Raw genomic sequence first — 24,053 nt, 5'->3', positions numbered from 1 at the left:
CAGATGGAGATCCTGCGCTACGCCATCTATCGCTTTGGAACCATGTTGCTGACGCTGCTTGTGGTATCAGTGCTGATCTTCGTCATCATCAACCTGCCCCCCGGTGACTACCTGTCCAACCAGATCGCGGAGCTGCGAGCCTCCGGCCAGTCGTCCGGCGTGGACAAGGCGGAATTCCTTCGCAAGGAATATGCGCTGGATCGCCCGCTGTGGCAGCAATACATGATCTGGATGGGGTTCATGCCGGGCCCGCATGGGTTCTCCGGGATGATACAGGGCAATTTTGGCTGGTCTTTCGAATTTGACCGCCCGGTTGCCGAGATCGTCGGTGAGAGCCTCTGGCTCACCGTTCTGGTCAATGTTGCAGCAGTGCTGTTTGTCTACCTCGTTGCACTTCCGCTGGGGGTCCTGGCGGCAGCGCGCTCTCGCACCTGGGTCGACTATACCTCTGCCTTCGTTGGATACCTCGGGCTCGCAACGCCGAACTTTCTGCTGGCGCTTATCCTGTTCTATTATGGGCATAAATATTTCGATCTGCCAATCGGTGGCCTGATGGATCCCGCCTATGAGGGAGAGCCGATGACATGGGAAAAGGTGAAATCCATTCTGATCCACCTGATTGTGCCAACCTTCGTGATCGGAACCTCCGGCGCCTCGGCCATGATGCAGCGGCTGCGGGCCAATATGCTGGATGAACTCGGCAAACCCTATGTGGAAACCGCGATAGCAAAGGGGATGGCACCGGCCCGGATGTTAACAAAATATCCGCTGCGTGTGGCCTTCAACCCCTTTGTTGCGGATATTGGCAACCTGCTGCCAGCCATGATCTCCGGCTCGGTTCTGGTCTCCGTTGTTCTGGGCCTGCAGACCATTGGGCCTACCCTACTCACCGCACTCAAAACACAAGATATGTTCCTGAGCGGTTTCGTCTTGATGTTCGTCGCACTGCTCACCCTGATCGGGACCATGATTTCCGATGTCTTGCTGGTGATGCTCGATCCCCGCATCCGCTATGAGGAGCGCAAGCGATGAGCACCCAACCCGACAATCGCTACGTCGATACCGCGCCCTATGATCCCAATACGGCCCTGCAAGAGCTGGAGCGCAAGGATCTCGACGCCCCCAATTGGGTGTTGATCTGGCGCAAGTTCAAAACGCACAAACTGGGACTCACCTCGGGTATCTTCCTGCTGGTCTGCTACCTGCTGCTTCCTGTCATCGGCTTCATAGCGCCCTACGGCCCGAATGAGCGCGACAGCGAGCATATCTACTCGCCGCCTCAATCCATAAACCTGTTCCACGAGGGCAAGCTGCGCGCGCCGTTTATCTATCCGATGACCTCGGAGGCGGATCTCGAAACGTTTCAATGGGTCTTCAAGCCAGATCTGGAAAACCCGCAACCGCTGCGATACTTCTGCGAGGGTGCAACCTACAAGATTGCCGGGCTGTTCCCCTCCGACACCCATCTGTTCTGCCCCCCCGAAGACGCAACTCTGTTTATCTGGGGATCCGACCGGCTGGGCCGGGATGTCTTCAGCCGTATTCTTTATGGCGCCCAGCTGTCACTCACCGTGGGTCTGATTGGCATCACCGTCTCCTTTGTGCTGGGGATATTCTTTGGCTCCCTCGCGGGATACTTCGGCGGCAAGCTGGACTGGATGATCAACCGGATGATCGAAATCCTGCGCTCGCTGCCTGAACTGCCGCTGTGGCTGGCGCTCTCCGCCGCTGTGCCATCCAACTGGTCGCCAGTCGCGGTGTTCTTTGTCATCTCAATCATTCTGGGCATTCTTGACTGGCCCGGCCTGGCGCGCTCCGTCAGAGCGAAGTTCCTATCCCTGCGCGAAGAAGAATACGTCCGCGCTGCAGAAATGATGGGAGCGTCCTCGGGGCGGGTGATACGCAAACACCTGCTGCCGAATTTCATGTCACATCTTATCGCCTCTGCTGCCCTGTCGATCCCGGCAATGATCCTTGGTGAAACGGCGCTCTCGTTCCTTGGCCTCGGTTTGCGCGCCCCGGCCGTTAGTTGGGGCGTCATGCTGAACGACGCGCAAAATCTTGCTTCGATCGAGATTTACCCATGGACCGCCATTCCCATGCTTCCTATCATCATTGTTGTGCTTGCATTCAATTTCCTCGGCGACGGATTGCGCGACAGCCTCGATCCCTACCAGCAATAACCCCCAGGTGATCAACTGACCCGCGAAAGGAGAGCCCAATGCAGGCGCTACCAGACCCTGAAACCTACTCCGTGATCGCAGGTGCTCGCTGGCCCAGCTGCTATGCTGTTTCGGAACTGGCCAACCGCTCGCTGGCTGCGGTCGGGGTCGCCCTAGCCGAACTGATGACCGCGATGAACCTCGACACCGAAGATCTGGCCGTTACCGTCGATCAGCGCCGGGCTGCGCTCTGGTTTCGCTACAGCTTCCGTCCCATGGGCTGGGAGATGCCCAATCTCTGGGACCCCTTGGCCGGCGATTATCGCACAGCCGACGGATGGATCCGGCTTCATACCAACCTTCCCCATCATCGCGACGCGGCGCTGGCGACCCTCGGCTGCCAACCTACCCCGGAGGCGGTACGCGACGCTGTTGCTAGCAGATCCGCGGATACGTTGGAGCAGGCCATCGTTGGTGCGGGCGGTGTCGCGGCAGCGATGCGCAGCCATGCCGACTGGCAGGCCCATCAACAGGGGCAGGCAGTCGGTTCCGAGCCCTTGATCGCCTGGGGGCGGCCCCGTCACATCAACCTCCGAAAGCAACCATTGGCAACAGGGGCTCGGCCTTTGGCGGGACTGCGGGTGCTGGACCTCACGCGGGTGCTGGCAGGCCCGGTAGCGACCCGGACCTTGGCCGCCTTCGGTGCAACTGTCCTCAGGATTGATCCGCCGGGCTGGGACGAACCCGGCGTGCTTCAGGATATCTCCCTGGGCAAACATATGGCGTCATTGGATCTGCGCTCCGCCAGCGGGCGTGATCGCTTTGAAACTCTGTTAGCCGACGCCGATGTTCTGGTGCATGGCTTTCGTCCCGGAGCGCTGGACGGGCTGGGATATGATACCGCAAAGCTGCAGGAACTCGCGCCGAACCTCATTGATGTGCGCCTGAATGCCTATGGCTGGACCGGCCCGTGGGCGCGGCGCAGGGGATTTGACAGCCTTGTGCAGATGAGCAGCGGGATCGCCGAACGTGGGCGCCAATGGGTCGCCGGATTTCCATCGACATCTGACCCCGCGGCAAAACCGGTTCCGCTCCCTGTACAGGCACTGGACCACGCGACCGGTTATCTGATGGCCGCAGCAGTTCTACAGGCATTGGGCAAGGCAAGCAGAGGCGAGCCTGTTGCCGATGCGCGCCTGTCGCTGGCCCGCACCGCGCATGAGCTCACATCCCTAACCGACTGTCATGGCGATGACAGCGCACCCGGCCAGGAACTGGCGGGCGCAGTCGATCACGACTTCTCACCGGAAGTGGAGCAGACAAGCTGGGGATCCGGACAGCGGCTGCTTGCGCCGCTGGCGGTTGGTAAGACGCAGATGCAGTGGGTCCAGCCCGCGACGGCATCAGGAACAGCAGCGCCGGACTGGCCTCGCTGATCTCCTAGCGATCGTCACCGTCGCCATCGTTCACATCCATCAGATCCTCATCGATGGCCGCCTGAACAGCCCCGACAGCCAGATCGCGCTTCTCTTTGGGGGTTTGCTCGACCTGATCCCCAGCCAAACGCACGGTAACCTCGCGATGGGCAAATTTGATACCTTCGCGCGCAAAGAGATCGCGGATTTCCTGAAACACCTTCTTGCGCACCAGCCATTGGTCGCCAGGCTTGGTCATGAATTTGACCCGAATGATCATTGCAGAATCCTGCATCTCGATCACACCCTGCGACTTCAGCGGCTGTATGAAGGTGTCTCCAATCACCGGATCATCCAGCAGCTCTTGCCCCAGTTTCTTGATGAGTTTGCGAACCTTTTCCACATCGGTGTCATAGGTCACCCGTAGCGGCAGCTTCATCATGACCCAGTCGCGGGAATAATTGGTCAGCACGCGGATCTCACCAAAGGGAATGGTGTGCAACGCTCCCAGGTGATGGCGCAACTGAAAGGATCGCACCGAAATACGTTCGACCGTGCCTTTGACATCGCCGATATCTATGTATTCGCCTTTGCGGAAGGCGTCGTCCACGAGGAAGAAGGCACCCGAAAAGATATCCCGGACCAGGGTCTGCGACCCAAAACCCACCGCCAGACCGACTACACCGGCACCGGCGAACAACGGGCTGACGTTGATCCCCAGTTCCAGCAGAACGATCAGGATGATGGAGACCACGACAACCGCCAAGATCGCGCCTCGGAACAGCGGCAGCAGGGTTGCCAACCGGCTGGCACCGCCCGCGCCGCCCTCGTCCCCTAATTCGCCAACCGGCATGTCGCCGACCTCTTCGTCGATCTTGCTGTCGATCCAGATCCGGGCGATGTGGTAGACGATATAACCGATGAACAGGATCACGATTATATCGCTCATCCGGTCCAGACGGGAGTTTTCCATCCAGGCTGCTTCGGGGTTCCAGATCGTGACCATGGCGAGAAAGCCGACGGTAAAGGCCAGTATACCGGCGATGCGGCGCGCGAGATCTTCGAAAGTGGCTATCGGGTGCCGCTGCTGTTGCGGAAGCATCTCGGCATCGTCGTCGGTCTCTGCGTCACTGTCTTCGTCGCTTCCATCGGCAGCGTTGACCAGCACCCGTCGCTGCGACCGATTGAAGAAGCGTTCGATCACATAGTTGATGAGGCCGTAGACAACCAGAATAGAGGTCAGCACCGAATAGCTGCCCGCCATGAGCGGCAGCGACATATCGCGCTCCAACACCAGATCGAAGGCCAGCTCCAGCCATCCAAATATGATGTAGACCACCAGAACAGGTGCCCAGGCAACAGACAGAAGCCGGACGAGCCAGGAGCAGGTTTCCGGGGCGCGGCCTGCACGTATGGCGTTGGAAATGGGTCGCGCATTGATCACAACCATCAACAGATTGCCGAACGTGCCAACCAATGCCAACACGCCATAGACAAGCGCATATACATTGTAATTGAGCCCGAAATCGCCAACCCAAGTCGCAAAAAGCACCGAACAGATATCGTAGGTCGCCAGCCCGGAGGCCCAGAAATACAGACGCCGAGCGTCCCGGTCTGAGAACACAGGAATGCGGTATTGGCTGAGGTAAGGCGACAGCACCATGCGCCACAGGTCCGAAACTGTCCGCGACAAGAAAAACGCCGTGTAGATCGCGGTGACGGTGAATTTCACCGATGAATTGCCGGAAGTTCCGAAGATGAGATAGGACGTCAGCAACGCAAACGCCATGGCTACAATTGTACCGCCGACCCCCATAATGAAACGGAAGACCAGGAACGGCATTTTATCCTGATAGCCTTCGGGCTGTTCCTTGATCCGCGACACCACATGTTTCTTGGCGATACGCTTGCCGTAAATCTCGACCGAGACCCAGCGACCGATGAACAGCAGAAACAAGCTCCAGCCGAGCACCTTCACGTAGGTGATAATGCGGCCATCCGGGCTCGTCTGTCGCAGGATGTACTGCACCTCAAAGATCGAATAGGGCATCGCCTCCAGACGACTTTTCAGGGCATCCCCGAATTGCTCCACCTCCGATTGCGCTTTCATCAGCGCCGAGGCCCCTTCCATCTGATCCGTGGCGGGAACAGGTATCGTTCCACCCTGCGCATCCGAGGGCGAAACCAGCTGGCCGCGACCATCAACGATGATGACGCCGACGCCGCTCTCAGCTGCCTGCTCAATCGCCTTGGCTAGATCATCCCCACCCTGAGGTGACGTCGATTGCGCCCATGTTGCTGCCGGACCAAAGGCCGCCACAACCAGCGCCAGCGTCAAACAGACAAGATACTGCGATACCATTCGCCACATGAGAACAACCCGATTTTTTGGAACCATCCCTTCACCAAGGCCGCAAAACGGTGAAAATATCAAGTCTTTGCACCTCGGCACGGCGTTTCAGTGGTGAAAGTGCGGTTCGCAAGCGCTTGATTGCAACTTATACCTCTGCACGTTATAGAAAATTCAGCGTATCACACAGAGCGCAGGAGGGCAGACCACGCCGACGGGCGCAGGATGCCACCTTCGACGTTCTGGATCTGACGCAACGATGATCTGTGCCTTGGCCCGTAGCGTGTCAGGCTGAGCAACCTGAGGCGATACTATGCTGAGGCGGACCCTGGCCGAGCTGTTACGCACAGCCGCTGATGCGGAGGATGGGCACCCGTGTCCAGAACATCTCTGCACGTCCTCCCGACTTGGGTTTCCCGGTGTTTCATCTCTCCTATCCTTGTACCAGACGCAGGCCCAGCGATGACAGTCAACGCACCCTCCAGCACCCCTCGCGGCCCCCGTGTCATGCTCTACAGCCACGATACCTTCGGGCTGGGTCATCTGCGACGGTCGAGGGCCCTGGCCGGTGCGATTACCGATGCGGACCCGTCGGCCTCGGCCCTGATCCTGACCGGCTCTCCCGTGGCCGGGCGTTTCGCCTTTCCCTCACGCGTCGACCATGTGCGGCTACCCGGTGTAATCAAGCGGTCGGACGGCTCCTATGCGTCACGGACAATGGGAATGTCGATTGAAGAGACCACCACGCTGCGGGCAGGTCTTATCCGATCTACCGCGATGGAATACGCCCCCGATGTGCTGATCGTCGACAAGGAACCAACCGGGTTTCGCGGCGAATTGCTGCCCACCCTGGAAGAGCTGCAGCGCAAGGGCAAAACACGCCTGATCCTCGGGTTGCGCGATGTTCTGGATGAGCCGGAGGTGCTGGCCACCGAGTGGGCCCGCAAGGATGCCGTTGCCGCCACTGAACAATTCTATGACGAGATCTGGGTCTATGGCATCCGCTCCGTCTATGATCCCACCGCCGGGCTTCCCCTCAGCGCGGACGCACAGGCGCGGATGCATTGGACCGGGTATCTGCGCCGCGATCTTGGCGAGCTGGGAACCCCTCCAGAACAGCCATATGTCCTGATCACCCCCGGCGGCGGCGGCGATGGCGCGATGATGGTCGACCTTGTCCTGACCGCCTATGAACGCGACCCGAACCTGGCACCCCGTGCCATGCTCGTCTACGGCCCCTTCCTGTCGGGCGAAACCCGAACCGAGTTCGAGACTCGTGTTGCCGCTCTGAACGGCCGCGTCACAGCAGTGGGGTTCGAATCCGAGATCGAAACCCTCTTCGCCGGGGCGCAGGGCGTTGTCTGCATGGGCGGCTACAACACGTTCTGCGAGGTTTTGTCCTTTGACAAACCCGCCGTCATTGTACCGCGCACCACCCCGAGGCTTGAGCAGTGGATCCGCGCCAGCCGCGCCGAAGAACTTGGGCTGACGGCCATGCTGGATGAGCGTCGAGACGGCTGGACACCAGAGGCGATGATCCGTGCGATCCGTGCGCTCGCCGACCAACCACCGCCCTCGGCGGCGATTCCCGACGGGTTGTTAGACGGTCTCGACTATGTAACCGACCGGGTCGATGCACTTCTGCATAAGACCAGCGGGAAGGCCGCCGAATGAACTCTCGCAAGACCACGCCGTCGCGCCCGCCTCTTGCCGTGATCGTCAAAGGTTGGCCGCGCCTGTCCGAAACGTTCATCGCGCAGGAACTGGTCGCGCTGGAGGCCGCAGGCCATAGTTTTGAAATCTGGTCCCTTCGTCATCCCACGGATATCAAACGTCACCCCTTACATGAGAAGCTGAGCGCCGCGGTCCACTACCTGCCGGAGTATCTTTATCAGGAACCTGATCGTGTCTGGAGCGCGCGGCAACAGGCACAGGCCATGCCCGGCTATCAGACCGCCTATCGGATCTGGCGGCAGGACCTGCGCCGCGATCCCTCCCGCAACCGGATCCGCCGATTTGGCCAGGCTTGCGTCCTGGCTGCGGAAATGCCGGAGCAGGTCCTCGGGCTTTATGCTCATTTCCTGCACACGCCGTCTTCAGTGGCGCGCTATGCCGCCATCATGCGCGGTCTGCCCTGGAGTTTTTCCGCCCATGCCAAGGACATCTGGACATCCCCCGAGTGGGAACTGAAAGAAAAGCTTGCCACCGCGACACATGGCGCTGCCTTTGGTGCCACTTGCACCGGGTTTGGGGCGAAACACCTGCAAGCGCTTTCGGACAGAACTGACCGGGTTGACCTGATCTATCACGGTCTGGATCTCTCGCGTTTCCCCTCTCCGCCCCAGCGCAGATGGCGTGCTCCGGGCGACCCGCTGCATCTGATGTCGGTCGGCCGATTGGTCGAGAAGAAGGGCTTTGACCGGTTGATCGCCGCGCTCGCCCTCCTGCCCAGTTCGCTTGACTGGCACTGGACCCACATCGGCGGCGGCGACCTGAAAGACCTGCTACGAGGCATGGCAGAGGATCTAGGCGTGGTCGATCGGATCACCTGGCGCGGCGCCTGCGATCAGCCCGAGGTTATCTCGGCCATGCGCGCATGTGACATATTCGTCCTGCCCAGCCGCATCGCCAGCGATGGTGATCGGGACGGGCTACCTAACGTGCTGATGGAAGCCGCGTCGCAGCGCCTGCCGATCCTGTCCACCGCGGTCTCTGCGATCCCGGAGTTCATCGAAAATGGCACCCACGGCGTGCTCAGCCAAGATACCCCCGAAGCCTTGGCAGAGGCCATCCTGACCCTGAGCCGGAATCCCGAGCAAGCCGCCCGAATGGCAGAAGCGGCACTCGTTCGACTGCGTCATGATTTTGGCATGGACCCCGGCATCGCCCGGCTGTCGGAGCGGCTGAAGACGATGATACGCGAGACATGAGCCGGGGCCACAAGATTGCCTTTTATGCGCCGATGAAGTCACCGCGCCACCCGGTGCCTTCAGGTGATCGAGAGATGGCCCGCAATCTGATGGGATTACTCGCCGGGACTGGGGCAACCGTCACGCTGGCCAGCGAGCTTCGGGTGTATGACAGATCCGGTGACACCGAACACCAAGCCACACTGCGCGGCAAGGCAGCACATGAGATCGACCGCATCTGTACCGAGATTCGCGCCACTCCCGAGGCCGACCAGCCTGCGCTCTGGCTTACCTACCACAACTATTACAAGGCCCCCGATCTGATCGGCCCTGCCGTCGCGGAGCGTCTCGGCATCCCCTATGTTCAGGTAGAATCGACACGCGCCAACAAAAGGCTCGAAGGTCCATGGTCGGATTTCGCCAGAGCAGCCCATGAGGCGGCCGATGCGGCTGCGGTCATCTTCTATCTGACCGAACAGGACCACGAGACCTTGCTGCGCGACAGATACGCGGACCAGAGGCTGGTCCACCTGCCCCCGTTCTTGACAGCGAAGACGCTGCCGACCGCCAGCGATCACTCCGGCCCGCTGTTGAGCGTCGGTATGATGCGACCGGGCGACAAGCTCGCCTCATATCGTCTGCTCGCGGATGCGCTCGCCAGGGTATCCCAGCCCTGGCGGTTGGACATCGTCGGCGACGGCCCGGCCCGCCTCGAGGTCGAAACCCTGATGCGCCCCTTCGGCGAGCATGTCCGATTTCTTGGTGAGTTGAACCGGGAGGCATTGGAGGCGCTCTATCAACAGGCCTCCCTTTTTCTCTGGCCCGGTGTCAACGAAGCGTTTGGAATGGTCTATCTTGAAGCCCAGGCCTATGGCGTGCCTGTCGTGGCGCAGGATCGCCCTGGCCTGTGCGATGTCGTCACCCAATGGGAGGAACCAGACCTTAATCCAACGACCGACAGCGGCGCTGCGGGCTACGCCCGGGCGCTCGAACGGGCGCTGGATGATGGAGCCTTGCGGAACCGGCAGGCCAAACGCGCCCGCGACCGGATTGCCACGCGACACCTCGCACCGGTGGCGGCACAAAAATTGTGGGCCACGCTCTCACCCTTGCTGGAGATTTCATCATGATCAGGCTTGCCCTCCTGCGCCACGGCCACACCGACTGGAACCGTGCCGGCCGAATTCAAGGTCGCAGCGATATCCCGTTGGACGACACGGCACGTGCCGAACTCGCCGTGCAGGCCCTGCCTGCCCCTTGGGATCAAGCTTCGCTTTGGTCGAGCCCGTTGAAACGCGCGGCCGAGACCGCCAAGCTGGTTGCAGACCGTACCCCCCAGACCAGCCCGGCGCTCATCGAAATGAACTGGGGAGACTGGGAAGGCCAGCACGGCAAGGATCTAAGAGCCGACCCGACTAGCGGATTTCGCGACATCGAGGAGTGGGGCTGGGACTACCGCCCGCCCGGCGGCGAAACCCCACAGGAGGTCTGGGAGAGGATCGTGCCATGGCTCGCCCAGTTGACAGAGGACACCGTTGCCGTGTGCCATATCGGGATCATGCGGATGATCCTGGCGCGGGCATATGGCTGGAACTTTGACTCGCCAGCCCCATTTCAGATCAAGCGCAACCGGTTGTTCGTGGTGGAGCGACACGCTGACGGCAGGCTCACACCCGTCGCTGAACCAGTGCGTCTCAGCAAACGTGACATGTGATGAAAGTCCTCATCGCCGTCACGCATCTGTTGGGCACTGGGCATCTGTCACGCGCCCTGACACTGGGCCGGGCGTTCAGCGCTGCCGGACAGCAGCCCTGCGTCGTCTCCGGCGGCGGGTCGGCGCGTCAGCTTGATCATAGCGGTGTTGATCTCGTGCAGCTGCCTCCTTTGCGATCAGACGGCGTCAGTTTCTCGCGCCTGCTGACACCAACCGGTGAAGTGGCCGACGATGCCTATTTCGACAGCCGGATCGAAATGCTGTGCGACACGGTTCAACGGATCCAGCCGGATATTGTCATCACTGAGTTATTCCCCTTTGGACGGCGCAGCTTGCGGCAGGAGTTTCTGGCACTGCTCGATGCGGCTCACGACCTGCCGAAACGACCTGTCGTGTTGGCCTCCGTGCGCGATATCCTGGCACCACCCTCGAAACCCAAGAAGGCCGATGACGCCGCGGCCATTCTGACAACACGCTATGATGGTGTGCTGGTTCATTCAGATCCCCAGGCCACGCAGTTGGAGGCCTCATGGCCTGTCACACCGGCGATCTCGTCAATGCTGCACTATACCGGATATGTCGCACCGCCCCCGCCAGCACCGCACCCAGAAGGAACCGGCAAAGGCGAGATCCTTGTCAGCGCCGGTGGCGGCGCCGTCGGTGAAACGCTTTACCGGATCGCGCTCAAAGCCGCTGCGCTGCGTCCCGCTCTACGCTGGCGGATTCTGGTGGGCGGCCCGTCCGCAGCGGAGCAAATCGCCCAGCTGGTGGCGGAGCACGGCGAAACACTCGCACATCTGGAACCCGCACGGCCAGATTTCAGGCAGATGCTAAAAGGCGCAGCCGCTTCGGTCAGCATGTGTGGCTACAATACTGCGCTCGATCTGTTGCAAACAGGGGTGCCCGCAGTGATCGTTCCATTCGATGCGGGCAATGAGGTCGAACAGACCCTGCGCGCCAGCAGTCTCACGCAGCTGGATGGCATCGCGGCGATACCCTCGGCCGATCTGACGCCGGAGGCGCTTTGCAGGGCCGTTGACGCGGTTATGGCGGCACCCGCACGGCCAACAGATGGCTTCCGGTTTGACGGCGCCTCCCGAACGGTAGAGATTGCCCGCGAAATGGCAAAGGAGCGTTCATGACACCCGATTGGACCAATTTGGACCGAGAGCTTGCCAGGTGGCAGGAGGATGGGCTGATCCTGCCGCTGTGGTGGCGCGATGACGACGCGATTGCGGCGACACCACAGCTCGACCGGCTAATCGAACAATCGCAGCAACTGGCGCTACCTGCCCATCTCGCGGTTGTGGGACGTGACGCAACCTCCTCCCTTGCCAATCGGCTGGCTCAGGTCGACACGCTGGTGCCGGTGGTTCATGGCTGGGCGCATCAGAACCATGCCCCGCATGGTGAAAAGAAGGCCGAGTTCGGCACCCATCGACCGATAGATGATGTGCTGGAGGATGCAGAGAACGCCCTGACCCGTCTGCGTGACCTTTTTGGCGATCGGCTAAGACCGATGTTTGTCCCTCCCTGGAACCGGATCGACGCCGAAGTTGAACCCTGGCTGGCCGGACTCGGCTATAGCGCGCTATCGACCTTTGCTCCTCGGCGACGGGCCAAGGCAGCCCCGGGTCTATGGCAGATCAATACGCATCTGGACCCGATCGACTGGAAGGGCACGCGCTCACTCGTACCGCCAGCGTTGCTTCTTTCACAGCTGGTCACGCAGCTCGCAGCGCGCCGCAAGGGGCAGGCCGATGTCGCCGAACCCTATGGCATCCTGACCCATCATCTGGTGCAGGACGATGTGACATGGACGTTCTGCAACGATGTGATACGCCGCCTGCTGGACGGCCCGGGGCGTGCTTGGGTTTTTGATGAAAGGATTAACTGAATGAGCCGCTTGGATTCCATGCTGCGTCGCCTGACCGCGCAGCGAGATGGGCTCAACTGGGCCGCAGACCAAATTCGTGGCCTGAGCGGTGATGTTCTTGATATCGGGTTGGGCAACGGCCGCACCTATGACCACCTGCGCGAAACATTGCCTGACCGCAGGGTGCGGGTCATCGACCGGGTGCTGCAGTGCCATCCCTCCTGCGTGCCGCCAGAAGCAGACTTCCTCCAAGGGGAGGCGCGCCCGATGTTGGACCAGCTGGCCGACGAGAACAGCCCAATAGCGCTGGCCCATTATGATCTGGGTTTCGGCGTCCCGGAGCGGGACATCGCCGAGGCTGCGGCTCTGTCACCGGCCATTGCGGCAGTGATGACGCCGGGCGGGATCATCGTTTCAGGTCAGCCGCTGGTCGGATTTGAAGAGTTGCAAGGCCCGGCGGATATTCCACCGGGGCGCTACCTGTTCTATCGCGCCTGACTGGCGCAGCCCTGCCGCGCAGGCACTAGGCGACGCGGTTTCCTTGTGACCAGACGGAAGACAACGCTGGCACCCCTGCCCGCATTCGGAAGCGGATCAGATCTGCGCGCTTGCCGATGTCGATACGTCCACGATCCGTCAGGTTCACCGCGTCCGCCGGTGCCGAAGTGACGGTCGCGAGACCTCGCGACATGTCACCCCAGATATCGCCAAGCTGCGCAGCTGCCAGCAACAGGGCCGCTGGCACATAATCGGAGGACAGCACGTCAAGAAGCTCTAGTTCCGCAAGCTCCTTTGCCGCAACGTTGCCGGAATGCGAACCCCCGCGGATCAGGTTCGGCGCGCCCATCATCACCTTGATGCCGTGCGCATGGCAGGCCTGTGCCGCCACGACGGTGGTGGGGAATTCAGCAAGATGGATGCCGTGACCGGCTGATACCGCCACCTGGTCTGCAGTTGTATCATCATGGCTCGCCAGAACCGCTCCAAAGCGGCGCGCAGCATTCACCGCCTCGACCTCGTGCAGGTCGCCATAGGTCTCGCGCATTTGCTTCAGTCCCGCTACATGCGCTCGGAAGCCGTCGTCATCAAAGCCATGCTTGCCCTTCACATAGGCTTCCAGCTTTGACATGTCGCGGAACTGGCGCTGTCCCGGCGTGTGATCCATCAGGGACACCAGACCGACCCGGTCCTCCTCCCCAAATTCGTTCAGCTCCTGTACCAGGGTTTCAGAACACACCTCGGCGCGCAGATGTAGAAAATGGCTGATCTTGAGCGCCGCCTGATCGCGAAGCTCAAGCAATTCAGATGCAAGACTACGGGCATAGGCGCCGTAGCGGGACTCAGCCGCCTTGATCGAGCCAACGCGCATTGCATCAAAAACTGTGGTAATCCCGGTTCCCGCCAGCTCGGCATCATGAGCGATAATGGCCGCGGCATGGGGCCAGTCGACCTTCGGTCGCGGTTGAATATGTCGCTCCAAGTTGTCGGTGTGCAGCTCAATCAGACCGGGGCACAGAAAGTCTCCCTCTAGGTCAATAGCCCCATTCGGTACGGATGCGCCATCGGCGATATCCACGATCTGCCCATCTTTCAGGGTGACGGAACCGGTGCGGGTTTCTCCGGGAAGAACGAGCGTGGCATTGGCAAGGATCATAGGTTCTGTCATCTGAGTTTCACACGGTTTGAGCTATAGAACGGGCCACACCTAGGAGGCCATTGTGACATTCACGCGATACGCGATCTATTATGTGCCGCCCAAGCAGGCGGAATGGAGCCGATTTGCATCCAGTTGGCTGGGCTGGGACCTTTGCGAAGGGCGTCCGCTGGATCATCCCCCGAACACCGGTCTGGACGTTGCTGCAATCACTGACGTGCCGCGCAAATACGGGCTTCACGCGACCATCAAGCCGCCGTTTCGGCTCGCTGAGGGCAAGACAGCGGACGCTCTGGCAGAGCGGTTTGCGCAGTTCGCAACTGAGATGGCACCAGTTAGGCTGGACGGGCTGACGCTCACACGGCTTGGCCGTTTCCTCGCCCTTTGTCCGACCGGGGATCTGCTGTCGCTGAACCGCCTTGCGTTTAACTGCGTGCGGGATCTGGACGATTTCCGCTCTCCACCTTCGGCAGCTGAACTGGATCGGCGCCGCACTGGAGGTCTGACGCCCGCTCAGGAACTGGCGCTTCTCACCTGGGGCTACCCCTATGTCGGCGACAGCTTCCGGTTCCACATCACACTGACCGGCAAACGGCCTAAGGCGGAACTGCCTGCCATCGAAAGCATGTTGCAGGACCGGCTTGGGCCGCTGCTGCCAGCGCCCTTTGTTCTTGGAGATCTGGCTCTGGTCGGCGAGGGCAGCGACGGTCGTTTTCAGCTGATCCATCGTCATGCCCTCACTGGCTGAAGCCAGGGGGCCAGGGCTGCTTCTGCGGCCTTGATCGCCCCGTCCAGTTCACCGCTGTTGTCGATGTCGATTACATGCTCGAGCCCGGTCGGCAACGGCGTTGCCGCGCGGGCAAGCCTGCGGCTGACTTCAGCGCCATCCTCGCGCCCGCGCTCGGCCAACCGCGCCGCCAGCGCCTCTGGGGTGGCTGTGACAGACAGAACAATCAGGACCCCAAAAACATCCTGCGCTTCGAGGAGCACCTTTCTCGAAAGGTTCACCAAGACGCCCGATGCGATCCCACGCGCCTGGTCTATTTCTCGTGGAATCGCATAATGCAGACCGTGCGCCTGCCAATGGAGCGCAAACCGCTCCTCGGCACGGAGTGTTGCAAAACGGGCCTCGCTTACCGCCTCATAGTCTTCACCACCCAGTTCCGGCGCCCGCGTGATGACGCGCCGCTGCTTCTGCACGCCCGGCAGACGGGCCATCAGCGCATCCATCAGGCTATCCTTGCCAACCCCTGAGGGGCCAACCACAGCGATAACAGGGGCTATCGAAGGCTCCAGGATCATGCAGCAGCCTTTGGGGTAAAGGCTGAAACATCGACAAAACGATCGCAGACCTGCTCGCGTGCGGCCTCATCGTGGAAGATACCGATAATGGCGGCGCCGCGCGCCTTGGCGTCTTCGATCAGAGACAGAACGGTCGCCCGGTTTTGCGCATCGAGACTCGCCGTTGGTTCGTCCAAGAGCATCGCCGGGTAGGTATGGGCGAAACCGCGAGCAATGTTCACCCGCTGCTGTTCCCCACCCGAGAAGGTGGTCGGGCTGAGCTGCCACAGGCGTTCCGGTATGTTCAATCCCGCAAGCAGGGTCGCGGCCCGGTCGCGCGCCGCAGCTGTATCAACGCCCACCGACAGAAGCGGCTCAGCCACGACATCGAGCGTTGGTACTCGCGGCACCACCCTCAGGAACTGGCTCACATAGCCCAGCGTTTCACGGCGCAGCGCCAAGATCTCGCGCGGAGCCGCCTTCGCCACATCCACGCCGCCCACCATAACCCTGCCAGATGCCGCCAGATAATTCCCGTAGATTACCCGCATCAGAGTGGATTTTCCCGCCCCGGATGCGCCTATCAGGCCAATGCACTCTCCGGGGGCCACCTTTAGATTTGCACCTTCCATGACCGGGATGACCGCACTGCCCTGATTGTGCAGGGTGAAGCTCTTGCTGACGTTTTGAAGTTCAATCATCTCGGATCCTCAGACCTGCAGAACGCTGGAAACCAGCAATTGGGTATAGGCGTGCTGCGGGTCATCCAGCACCTGATCGGTCAGACCAGCCTCGACGACATGACCGTCTTTCATGACCATCAGCCGATCCGCCAGGAGACGCACCACCGCGAGATCATGGGTCACGATAATGGCGCTCAGGCCCATTTCCCGCACCAGCCCGCGCAACAGATCCAACAGCCGCGCCTGCACCGAGACATCAAGCCCGCCAGTGGGTTCGTCCATGAAGACAAGGCGCGGCCCGGTGACCAGATTGCGGGCAATCTGAAGTCGCTGCTGCATCCCGCCGGAAAAAGCTGTGGGCCGGTCATCGATGCGGCTTTCGGCAATCTCGACGCGGCCCAGCCAATCGGCCGCTCGGGCGCGGATGCTGCCGTAGTGGCGATCCCCCACAGCCATCAGCCGTTCACCGATATTGCCACCGGCTGACACAGACATCCGCAGCCCATCGCGGGCGTGCTGATGGACAAACGCCCAATCCGTTCGCCCCAGCATACGACGTGCCGGTTCCGACATGGTGACTGTGTCCACCGGCCCGTCTGCACGGGTGTCGAAGATCACTTCACCACGATCCGGCGTCAGATGCCCCGCCATACTGTTCAACAGAGTCGATTTCCCCGACCCGCTTTCACCAACAATGCCCATGACTTCGCCCGGATAAAGATCAAAGCTGACATCTGTGCAGCCAATCCGCGCGCCATACATCTTGGCCAGGTTCTTTACTTGCAGCAGCGGTGTCATCACGCGGCCTCCTCACTCAGGCGGCCAATATGGCCAGCGTCACGCCGGGATCGGCAATAATCCGTGTCCGAGCAGACAAACATCCGGTTGCCCGCGTCGTCGAGGATCACCTCATCCAGATAGCTGTCTTCGGCCGCGCAGAGATCGCAGGGGTGATCCGCCTTGCTGGCTTCAAACGGATAGTCCTCAAAATCCAGGGAGACCACTTCGGTATAAGGCGGCACCGCGTAGATGCGTTGCTCGCGCCCTGCGCCAAACAGCTGGATCGCCGCCATGTTCATTTTCGGGTTGTCAAATTTCGGGATCGGCGAGGGGTCCATCACATATCGGCCTGCGACCTTCACCGGATAGGCATAGGAGGTCGCAATCGCGCCGTGCTGGCTGATGTCCTCATAAAGTTTCACGTGCATCAGCCCATATTCCTGCAGGCTGTGCATCTTGCGGGTCTCGGTCTCCCGCGGCTCGAGAAAGCGCAGGGGCTCCGGGATTGGCACCTGATAGACTAGGATCTGATCCTCGCTCAGCTCCGCCTCAGGGATACGATGGCGGGTCTGGATAACACTGGCCTTCGCAGTTTCTTCAGTGGTGGCTACGCCTGCGGTGTTTTCGAAGAACTTCCGGATCGAGACCGCGTTGGTGGTGTCATCGGCACCCTGATCGATCACTTTCAACGTATCATCCGGCGTCAGCGTCGCTGCCGACACCTGCACGCCACCTGTACCCCAGCCATAGGGCATTGGCATTTCACGGCTGGCAAAGGGGACCTGATAGCCCGGTACCGCCAGCCCCTTCAGGATCGCCCTGCGGATCATCCGCTTGGTCTGTTCATCGAGATATGCAAAGTTGTAGTCGGTCATGACTTTTCCCTCACGGCCCGTATTTGGGAGCATTTGTTTTGCAGGAATTTTCCGTAACGACCCTCGTGCTGGCTGTGGTCGCAATACTGTTGGTCGTCAAACTGTTCCGTGTTCAACCGCTTAAGTCGCGACCGCGGAACGGCAGTTACGCTGGTGCCGAGGGGCAATACGATGGAGGAGATCATGGCTTTGGGGGAGGAGATGGCGGCTGCGACTAACGTCATTCCGCAGCCTCCTGCGCAGCAAGTGTTTCTGCCAGCTCGGTTGCCTCGCGGCGCAATTTGCGCACCAGTTCCAGCTCGGACTGGAAATCCACATAATGTGGCAGTTTGATGTGCTCTAGAAAGCCTGTGGCCTGAATGTTGTCGGCGTGGCTCAGAACAAATTCCTCGTCCTGGGCCGCGGCGCCGAGGTTATCCTCGCCCAGCTCCTTCCAGCGCAGCGCCCGATCAACCAAGGCCATGGCGATGGATTTGCGCTCTGACTGACCAAATACCAGACCGTAACCGCGGGTGAACTGCGGTGGCACGGTTTTCGACCCCTTGAACTGGTTCACGGTCTCGCATTCGGTCAGCTCAACCTCTCCGATCTCAATCGCGAAACCCAGCTCTGGGATCTCCATTTCGACTGGTACGGTGCCGATGCGCAGCTCCCCCACAAAGGCGTGGTTGCGCGCATAGCCACGCTGGGTCGAATAGGCCATGCCAAGGATGAAGCCTTCGTCCCCGCGCGTGAGCGACTGTAGACGCACCGCCCGCCCCGCCGGAAATGACATCGGCTCGCGCGTCAGGTCGCCCGGTTCGGTATCGTCCTGAGGCTCCTGTTCAATAATGTTCTCGCCATCGAGGAAAGTCAGGATATGTGGCGTGTCTTCGCTCCGCGGCTCAGCTGTCTGGGCCTCCGGCAGATCTCCGGCATCACTCTCCGCCGCCAGTTTGAAATCCAGCAAGCGATGGGTGTAATCGAAGGTCGGTCCAAGCACCTGACCACCAGGCGCATCCTTAAAGGTCGCAGAGATCCGTCGGTCACAGGCCATACGGCTCGTTTCAACCGGCTCAGATGCGCCGAAGCGCGGCAGCGTTGTGCGATAGGCGCGGATCAGAAAAATCGCCTCAATCAGATCCCCACGCGCCTGTTTGATCGCCAGCGCCGCCAGGTCAGGATCGTAAAGCGAACCCTCAGCCATCACCCGGTTCACCGCCAGGCTCAGCTGTTCGCGAATCTGGGCCAGGCTCAGCTCGGCCACCGATGTATCGCCCCGGCGTTCTTCGGCCAGCCACGCATGGGCGTTGTCAATCGCCCGTTCGCCCCCTTTTACGGCAACATACATGTCTTAGCCCTCCTTCTTGGACAGCGGAGCAATCCGGCTGGAACGTGGCAGCGCGCAAAGCTGGCTGCCGACGGTGAAATAAGTGTCGAACCCCAGAGGGAAGAGCGCAGAGTTATCCTGAAATGCGCCCAGATCAGGCAGGTGGATCTGGGCGGTGTCTTTAATGCCAGGGCCGCTCAATTCAGCGTTGGGTCGTGCAAGTTCGTCCATTTCAACGATCAGAGTGGCCGAGCGATCCGGGTATTCAGCCGTGCCGATACGATAGACATCAACTGGTGCCAGCGCAGCCCAGCCGCCCAGCGCAAAATCTGCAACATCAGCCGCCACCAGCGGCGCGCCTGTATGAAAGGTGACCCATTCCCGCACCGCCAGCGTGTCAACATCCGGCGCTAGGTAGAGACCCGTGTCGGGATCACACAGCGTCAGCAACAGGCAGCCAGCGGCGACAGACAGGTCATCGGGTGGCGCTGCGCCAGTGATGTCCATGATCTGGCCAGGACGTGCCATGGCGGTCATCGCAGCGCGAAACGCATGCGCCGACTGCACCGCAGGAGAAGCAAAACCACCAGAGAACTGAGAAGCCTGGGCTTGCGTCGACATCAGTCTTCCCCTCGCACCATTGTAAAGAAATCAACTTTCGTAGCGGCGGCTTTTGCAGCCCGAGCCGCCTTTTTCGCCTGCTTTGCCTCGCGCAGCGGTGCCAGGATCTGACGCTGCACGTCAGCCGCCGCCCCGGTCTGCATCAGCGCATCAATCTTGGCGGCGATCTCAGCCTGTGCCTTGTTACGGCCCTGAACATAGCCGTGACCGACAACGCCATCGGCCAATGTCAGCGCGCAGCGGGTAACCGTCATTTCACCTAGGTTGAAGGCCGCTCCGCTGGCCCCCATGCGCCCCCGCACCATCACGCCGCCAACTTCGGGCGGGCGCAGCCATGCGTGATCGGGGTTCTGCCCATAGCTCTGCCAGAGCTCCTGCAATGCCGCGGCATTTGCAGAGGCAAGAAGGCTCATCCATGCTTGGCGGTCCACCCCGCTGCCGGTACCACCCGCTGTGATGCTGTTTTCTCTGTTCATCTTGTCGAAGCCTCTTGGCCTGTTTGTCTAGCTTATCTATACAACTAGACAAATGTTACCTGAGTCGCCCCACGCGGCGCAACGACAACCTTGTGAAAGTTTCGTGACATGCCCCGCACCCCGGTCTGGAAATCCATCGCCATCAGCCTCACCGATGACATCGCACAGGGGCGCTATCAGACCGGCGACAAGCTTCCGCCAGAGGTGCAGCTCGCAGGTCGATTTGGGGTCAACCGCCACACTGTCCGTCGCGCCTTGTCGGAGATGGCAGACCAGGGGCTGGTTCACGCCCGCCGGGGCGCCGGTGTCTTTGTTGCGGCTCAGCCAACAGACTACCCGATTGGCAAAAGAGTCCGCTTTCACCAGAACGTCGCTCGGCTGGGACGTATTCCAGCAAAGAAAATCCTCAGCCTGGAGACCCGGGCTGCCGACCGCCGAGAAGCCGAGGCACTGGGGCTGGAATCAGGAACAGCCGTACATGTCTATGATGGGTTGTCACTGGCGGATGGCCAGCCGATTGCCCTCTTCCAAAGCGTGTTCCCCGCCGAAGACCTGCCTAATCTGCTCCCCGCGTTGCAAGAGACCCAATCTGTAACAGCGGCGCTGAAGATCTGCGGGGTCACCGACTATACGAGGGTGGAGACCCGTATCACGGCCAAACTCGCAACTGCCACGCAGGCACTGCACCTCAGGATCTCCGAGGGCAGCCCGATCCTGCGGACAACCGGCATCAACGCAGCGTCAGACGGGACCCCTGTCGAATTTGGCCGAACTTGGTTTGCCGGGGACCGGGTGACCCTGACCGTCAGCGATCAGGATGACGCGGGTTTGGCCGACGGGTGACCTGTCTGCATGACGCCCTCGTTGATGGCTGATCCGCAGGCAGGTGCTAGGCGTATTTCTCTAAGAAGGCTTCGGCGCTTAGCGCTCGAAAATCGGGGACCGCCGCCTTCAACCGGGCATTGTCCCAGTCCCACCAGGCCAAGGCGATCATCGCCTCAGCGACTGCTTCGGTATACCGACGCCGGATGAGCCGCGCCGTGTTTCCCCCGACGATCGTATAGGGGGCAACGTCCTTGGTGACGACAGTCCCGGCCGCCACCACGGCACCATGGCCAATGGTCACCTCGGGCTTGATCAGCACACCATGCCCGATCCAGGTGTCGTGGCCGATATGTGCCAGCCGACTGGCACGATGCTGAAACCAGTCCGCGTCATCTTCGATGTCGTCCCAATAGGCCGACGAGCGGTAGAGGAAATGATGCAGCGAGGCCTTTTGCAGCGGATGATCGGTGGCGCCAATACGCGTGGCGCTGGCGATATTCGAGAACTTCCCGATCTCTGCATTCGCGATATCACAGTAGCGATCACAGTAGCTGTAATCGCCGAACCGGCTGTTCAGTACCCGGCTTTCCGCCCCGATTTCGACGAAGGCGCCAAACTGGCTGTTTGCGATCGAACAGTTGGAATGAAGATACGGCTGATCGGCAGAGAGACGGGGCATTGGGTGGCTTTCGAAGATATTGAAGAGACAGGTTCTTAGCACCGCCAACGGTCACGGCAGCAGCATCGCGCCACCCTGACGGCGGGCCTTGCGGCCCGGCTCGCCCTTGATCAGGCGGCGGCGCAGCCAACCGGACACCCAATCCATGACCATCACCATGAGAATGATCAGCACGATGTAATAGGCAACCTCTTCCCAGTCCTTCTGGGTGATAATGGCCTGAGTCAGCAGCAAGCCGATACCGCCACCGGTGATGGCGCCAATGATCGTTGCGCTGCGCGTGTTTGATTCCAGAAAATAGAGCAGCTGGCTCAGCAAGACAGGCGTGATCTGCGGAATGACACCGAAGCGATAGCGCTGCGCCGGCTTCGCGCCTGTGGAGGCAACGCCTTCGATCTGTTTCTCGTCCACATTCTCCAGCGCCTCTGAGAAAATCTTGCCAAAGGTACCAGTGTCGGTCACCAGGATCGCCAAAGCGCCAGTCAGCGGACCGGGTCCAAAGGCCCGGGCAAGGACCACGGTCCAGATCAGAGAGTCGACGCCGCGCACGAAGTCAAAAAGGCGACGGGTTGCAAAGCGGACCGCGCGCAGCGGCATGAAGTTCCGGGTAGCAGCAAATGCGAGCGGCAGCGCAATCAGCCCCGCGCCCATCGTGCCAAGGAACGCCATCAGCAGCGTTTCGAAAATGGCCCAGGCCACATCCTGATGCCGCCACATCTTGTTGGTCCAGAAATCGTGGAAGATCGCGCCCGCTTCACCGGTTGCGGCCCGGGTCATCAGCTCACCGGGCCCCAGACCGTGGTAACGGCTGTCGAGGGTGAAGAAGAACAACTCCCAACCAGCAAAATACCGAAACAACTCCGCACGGTTACGGGTCACCGTCAGACGCCCGGCATCGGTCGTCACCGCCAACCGGTTCTTTGAGACATTGATCCAATCCGGCAGATCGCCTGCCGGAAATTCGGCCTGCACGCCAGCGCTGCGACTTGGGGTTGCGCGGATCCTACCATAGCCGGGGATATCAAAAACAATGCTCTCGGGGCCGAAGCGAACCTGATGACCATCTTCGAGGTCAATCACGGTAACGTCGGACGGTGTTGTCGCGAGGGAAACCCACTCCGGCGCTTGCCCATCGGGATAGGCCCCTTTGCGCTCTCCCTCGATGGCGACGCTAACGTCACCTGTCCGATTGTCGCGCGTGACGTGGGTTTTGTAGCTGTAACTATCTGCCACCAGCGTGCGGGCATTCTGCGGATTCATCCGCGCGGCCAGCCCCGCAACGTCGAAGGCGACGAAGACATAGGCGAGATAGACCAGTACCAAGAGCGGCAGAGAAAGGCTCAGGACGCGCTTGCGGATGAACAGGCGCTCCATGTCCAGTTTGCGCAAGGTCGGCGGAACAGTGGTGTCAAAGGTCGTCATTGTTTGGCTCCGTGGGTCAGCCGGTCGCGCAGCAGGCCCGACAGTTGATCCACCAGGACGATGGTAAAAAACAGCAAAAGAAAGATCGCCGCAGCTTCATCATACCGCCCCTGCCCCCAGGACATGGCGTTACGCAGCTCGTAGCCGATACCGCCTGCCCCGACGAAGCCGAGAATGGCGGAGGCGCGGATATTGATTTCGAACCGCAGAAGTGCGTAGCTCACATAGTTCGGGCCGACCTGGGGAAAAACGCCCAGCACCATGCGCTGCGCCCAACCGGCCCCGACAGAGGCCAGTCCTTCGACAGGCTTCAGCGATGCGTTCTCATTCACCTCGGAAAACAGCTTGCCCAGAGCGCCCGCAGTATGGATCGCAATCGCGATCATCGCAGGCACCGGTCCACCACCCAAAAGAAAGATCAGCACCAGTGCGATGACGATTTCCGGGATCGCACGAAAGATATCCAGCATCCGGCGGAACAGCGGGATAAGGCGCGGCCAGCGCGCCAGCCCCCGTGTTGCCAACAAAGACAGGATGGTTCCGAAGATTGCCCCAATCAGCGTGGCAGCGGCAGCGATGTTCAAGGTCTCGATCAGGGCCGGTGAAAACTGTAGCACATGCCCGGGCAATAGGGCCACCTTCTCGACCGCTTCCGAAAGCACCTCAGAGGGGTAGTCAAAAACATGGGTAATCCCATTCCAGAAAGACCCTGCGTTGCGATCGTCGGCGATCCTGAAACCGGCGGCCATCATCGCCACAAATACGGCCAGAAGGATCCCGCCATAAAGGCGCTTGCGCTGTATCAGCGCCTGGTAATCGGCCTGAATGTCGGACACCGAAGGGGCCGAGGCTGTTGCATCTGTCATGAATGGGATCCTGTGTCGTCGAAAACAGCCGAACGGCTGGGCTTTCGATGTTTCACGTGGTGGAGACTGCGCGCAGTCAGTTCCGAACCAGGGCAGTTGGCAGATAAAATGGCGGGGTTCGGCACGAATTCTCCGAACCCCGCGCGCTTAGGTACT

General features: G+C 60.7%; 24 protein-coding genes. 12 read left to right on the top strand and 12 right to left on the bottom strand.

The window, feature by feature from the left end; genetic code table 11:
• The first annotated feature begins 3 nt into the window (after positions 1–3).
• Genes WLQ66_RS01050 through WLQ66_RS01040 form a run of 3 tightly spaced genes read left to right on the top strand, consistent with a single transcriptional unit; the run spans position 4 to position 3,598 of the window.
• A complete protein-coding gene (locus WLQ66_RS01050; protein ID WP_340544391.1) occupies positions 4–1,032 on the top strand; it encodes an ABC transporter permease in 1,029 nt (342 codons plus the stop codon).
• On the top strand, positions 1,029–2,183 hold the full coding sequence (locus tag WLQ66_RS01045; protein WP_340544390.1) for an ABC transporter permease: 1,155 nt from the start codon (positions 1,029–1,031) through the stop codon (positions 2,181–2,183). The genes WLQ66_RS01050 and WLQ66_RS01045 overlap by 4 nt, the downstream gene beginning before the upstream one ends.
• A gap of 38 nt (positions 2,184–2,221) precedes the next feature.
• Positions 2,222–3,598 carry a CoA transferase gene (locus tag WLQ66_RS01040; protein WP_340544389.1) on the top strand — a complete coding sequence of 459 codons (1,377 nt, stop codon included), beginning with the start codon at positions 2,222–2,224 and terminating at the stop codon, positions 3,596–3,598.
• Positions 3,599–3,602: 4 nt separating this feature from the next.
• Here the strand turns inward: WLQ66_RS01040 and WLQ66_RS01035 are convergent, their stop codons facing one another.
• Positions 3,603–5,948 carry a mechanosensitive ion channel domain-containing protein gene (locus WLQ66_RS01035; protein ID WP_340544387.1) on the bottom strand — a complete coding sequence of 782 codons (2,346 nt, stop codon included), beginning with the start codon at positions 5,946–5,948 and terminating at the stop codon, positions 3,603–3,605.
• Positions 5,949–6,389: 441 nt separating this feature from the next.
• On the opposite strand from WLQ66_RS01035, the gene WLQ66_RS01030 reads away from it, so the two are divergent.
• The 7 genes from WLQ66_RS01030 to WLQ66_RS01000 are packed head-to-tail and all read left to right on the top strand — an operon-like array spanning position 6,390 to position 12,924.
• Positions 6,390–7,601 carry a glycosyltransferase family protein gene (locus WLQ66_RS01030; protein WP_340544386.1) on the top strand — a complete coding sequence of 404 codons (1,212 nt, stop codon included), beginning with the start codon at positions 6,390–6,392 and terminating at the stop codon, positions 7,599–7,601.
• The gene (locus WLQ66_RS01025) at positions 7,598–8,857 is read left to right on the top strand and encodes a glycosyltransferase family 4 protein (RefSeq protein WP_340544385.1); all 1,260 of its coding nucleotides are present in this window, start codon (positions 7,598–7,600) and stop codon (positions 8,855–8,857) included. Before WLQ66_RS01030 ends, WLQ66_RS01025 begins: the two co-directional genes overlap by 4 nt.
• Positions 8,854–9,966 (top strand): glycosyltransferase family 4 protein, encoded by a 1,113-nt coding sequence (locus WLQ66_RS01020; protein WP_340544384.1) that lies wholly within the window; start codon positions 8,854–8,856, stop codon positions 9,964–9,966. Before WLQ66_RS01025 ends, WLQ66_RS01020 begins: the two co-directional genes overlap by 4 nt.
• Positions 9,963–10,550 (top strand): histidine phosphatase family protein, encoded by a 588-nt coding sequence (locus WLQ66_RS01015; protein WP_340544382.1) that lies wholly within the window; start codon positions 9,963–9,965, stop codon positions 10,548–10,550. The genes WLQ66_RS01020 and WLQ66_RS01015 overlap by 4 nt, the downstream gene beginning before the upstream one ends.
• Positions 10,550–11,692, top strand: a complete 1,143-nt coding sequence (locus WLQ66_RS01010) for a glycosyltransferase family protein (RefSeq protein ID WP_340544381.1) — start codon at positions 10,550–10,552, stop codon at positions 11,690–11,692. Before WLQ66_RS01015 ends, WLQ66_RS01010 begins: the two co-directional genes overlap by 1 nt.
• Positions 11,689–12,447: a polysaccharide deacetylase family protein gene (locus WLQ66_RS01005; RefSeq protein ID WP_340544380.1), complete on the top strand. Its 759-nt coding sequence runs from the start codon at positions 11,689–11,691 to the stop codon at positions 12,445–12,447. The genes WLQ66_RS01010 and WLQ66_RS01005 overlap by 4 nt, the downstream gene beginning before the upstream one ends.
• Complete coding sequence (locus tag WLQ66_RS01000; RefSeq protein ID WP_340544379.1) at positions 12,448–12,924, top strand: class I SAM-dependent methyltransferase; 477 nt, start codon at positions 12,448–12,450, stop codon at positions 12,922–12,924.
• A 25-nt stretch (positions 12,925–12,949) separates the two neighbouring features.
• On the opposite strand, the gene WLQ66_RS00995 is transcribed toward WLQ66_RS01000, so the two are convergent.
• Positions 12,950–14,092: an alpha-D-ribose 1-methylphosphonate 5-triphosphate diphosphatase gene (locus WLQ66_RS00995; protein WP_340544377.1), complete on the bottom strand. Its 1,143-nt coding sequence runs from the start codon at positions 14,090–14,092 to the stop codon at positions 12,950–12,952.
• A gap of 52 nt (positions 14,093–14,144) precedes the next feature.
• Between WLQ66_RS00995 and WLQ66_RS00990 the strand changes: the two genes are divergently transcribed.
• Entirely contained in the window at positions 14,145–14,828 is a 684-nt protein-coding gene (locus WLQ66_RS00990; RefSeq protein WP_340544375.1) for a DUF1045 domain-containing protein, read from the top strand.
• Here WLQ66_RS00990 and phnN read toward each other — a convergent pair.
• From phnN to phnG, 7 genes are all read right to left on the bottom strand, one after another.
• Entirely contained in the window at positions 14,810–15,382 is a 573-nt protein-coding gene (gene phnN, locus WLQ66_RS00985; protein ID WP_340544374.1) for a phosphonate metabolism protein/1,5-bisphosphokinase (PRPP-forming) PhnN, read from the bottom strand. The two genes, WLQ66_RS00990 and phnN, sit on opposite strands and share 19 nt — an antisense overlap.
• Complete coding sequence (phnL, locus tag WLQ66_RS00980; protein WP_340544373.1) at positions 15,379–16,062, bottom strand: phosphonate C-P lyase system protein PhnL; 684 nt, start codon at positions 16,060–16,062, stop codon at positions 15,379–15,381. Before phnL ends, phnN begins: the two co-directional genes overlap by 4 nt.
• A 9-nt stretch (positions 16,063–16,071) precedes the next feature.
• Positions 16,072–16,842 (bottom strand): phosphonate C-P lyase system protein PhnK, encoded by a 771-nt coding sequence (gene phnK / locus WLQ66_RS00975; RefSeq protein WP_340544372.1) that lies wholly within the window; start codon positions 16,840–16,842, stop codon positions 16,072–16,074.
• Positions 16,842–17,699, bottom strand: a complete 858-nt coding sequence (locus tag WLQ66_RS00970) for an alpha-D-ribose 1-methylphosphonate 5-phosphate C-P-lyase PhnJ (RefSeq protein ID WP_340544371.1) — start codon at positions 17,697–17,699, stop codon at positions 16,842–16,844. Before WLQ66_RS00970 ends, phnK begins: the two co-directional genes overlap by 1 nt.
• Before the next feature lie 220 nt (positions 17,700–17,919).
• Positions 17,920–19,029, bottom strand: a complete 1,110-nt coding sequence (locus WLQ66_RS00965; protein ID WP_340544370.1) for a carbon-phosphorus lyase complex subunit — start codon at positions 19,027–19,029, stop codon at positions 17,920–17,922.
• Positions 19,030–19,032: 3 nt separating this feature from the next.
• Positions 19,033–19,629: a phosphonate C-P lyase system protein PhnH gene (gene phnH, locus WLQ66_RS00960; RefSeq protein WP_340544369.1), complete on the bottom strand. Its 597-nt coding sequence runs from the start codon at positions 19,627–19,629 to the stop codon at positions 19,033–19,035.
• Complete coding sequence (gene phnG / locus WLQ66_RS00955; RefSeq protein WP_340544368.1) at positions 19,629–20,105, bottom strand: phosphonate C-P lyase system protein PhnG; 477 nt, start codon at positions 20,103–20,105, stop codon at positions 19,629–19,631. The genes phnH and phnG overlap by 1 nt, the downstream gene beginning before the upstream one ends.
• A 108-nt stretch (positions 20,106–20,213) precedes the next feature.
• Between phnG and phnF the strand changes: the two genes are divergently transcribed.
• Positions 20,214–20,948, top strand: a complete 735-nt coding sequence (gene phnF, locus WLQ66_RS00950) for a phosphonate metabolism transcriptional regulator PhnF (RefSeq protein ID WP_340544367.1) — start codon at positions 20,214–20,216, stop codon at positions 20,946–20,948.
• Positions 20,949–20,994: 46 nt separating this feature from the next.
• Here the strand turns inward: phnF and WLQ66_RS00945 are convergent, their stop codons facing one another.
• Genes WLQ66_RS00945 through phnE (WLQ66_RS00935) form a run of 3 tightly spaced genes read right to left on the bottom strand, consistent with a single transcriptional unit; the run spans position 20,995 to position 23,897 of the window.
• Positions 20,995–21,609, bottom strand: a complete 615-nt coding sequence (locus tag WLQ66_RS00945) for an LbetaH domain-containing protein (RefSeq protein ID WP_340544366.1) — start codon at positions 21,607–21,609, stop codon at positions 20,995–20,997.
• A gap of 51 nt (positions 21,610–21,660) precedes the next feature.
• The gene (phnE, locus tag WLQ66_RS00940; RefSeq protein ID WP_340544365.1) at positions 21,661–23,031 is read right to left on the bottom strand and encodes a phosphonate ABC transporter, permease protein PhnE; all 1,371 of its coding nucleotides are present in this window, start codon (positions 23,029–23,031) and stop codon (positions 21,661–21,663) included.
• Positions 23,028–23,897, bottom strand: a complete 870-nt coding sequence (gene phnE / locus WLQ66_RS00935; RefSeq protein WP_340544364.1) for a phosphonate ABC transporter, permease protein PhnE — start codon at positions 23,895–23,897, stop codon at positions 23,028–23,030. Before phnE (WLQ66_RS00935) ends, phnE (WLQ66_RS00940) begins: the two co-directional genes overlap by 4 nt.
• Positions 23,898–24,053: the final 156 nt, after the last annotated feature.

This window comes from Phaeobacter sp. A36a-5a (genome assembly GCF_037911135.1).
Classification (GTDB): Bacteria; Pseudomonadota; Alphaproteobacteria; order Rhodobacterales; family Rhodobacteraceae; genus Phaeobacter; species Phaeobacter bryozoorum.
This window is presented reverse-complemented; position numbering and strand designations above follow the sequence as displayed.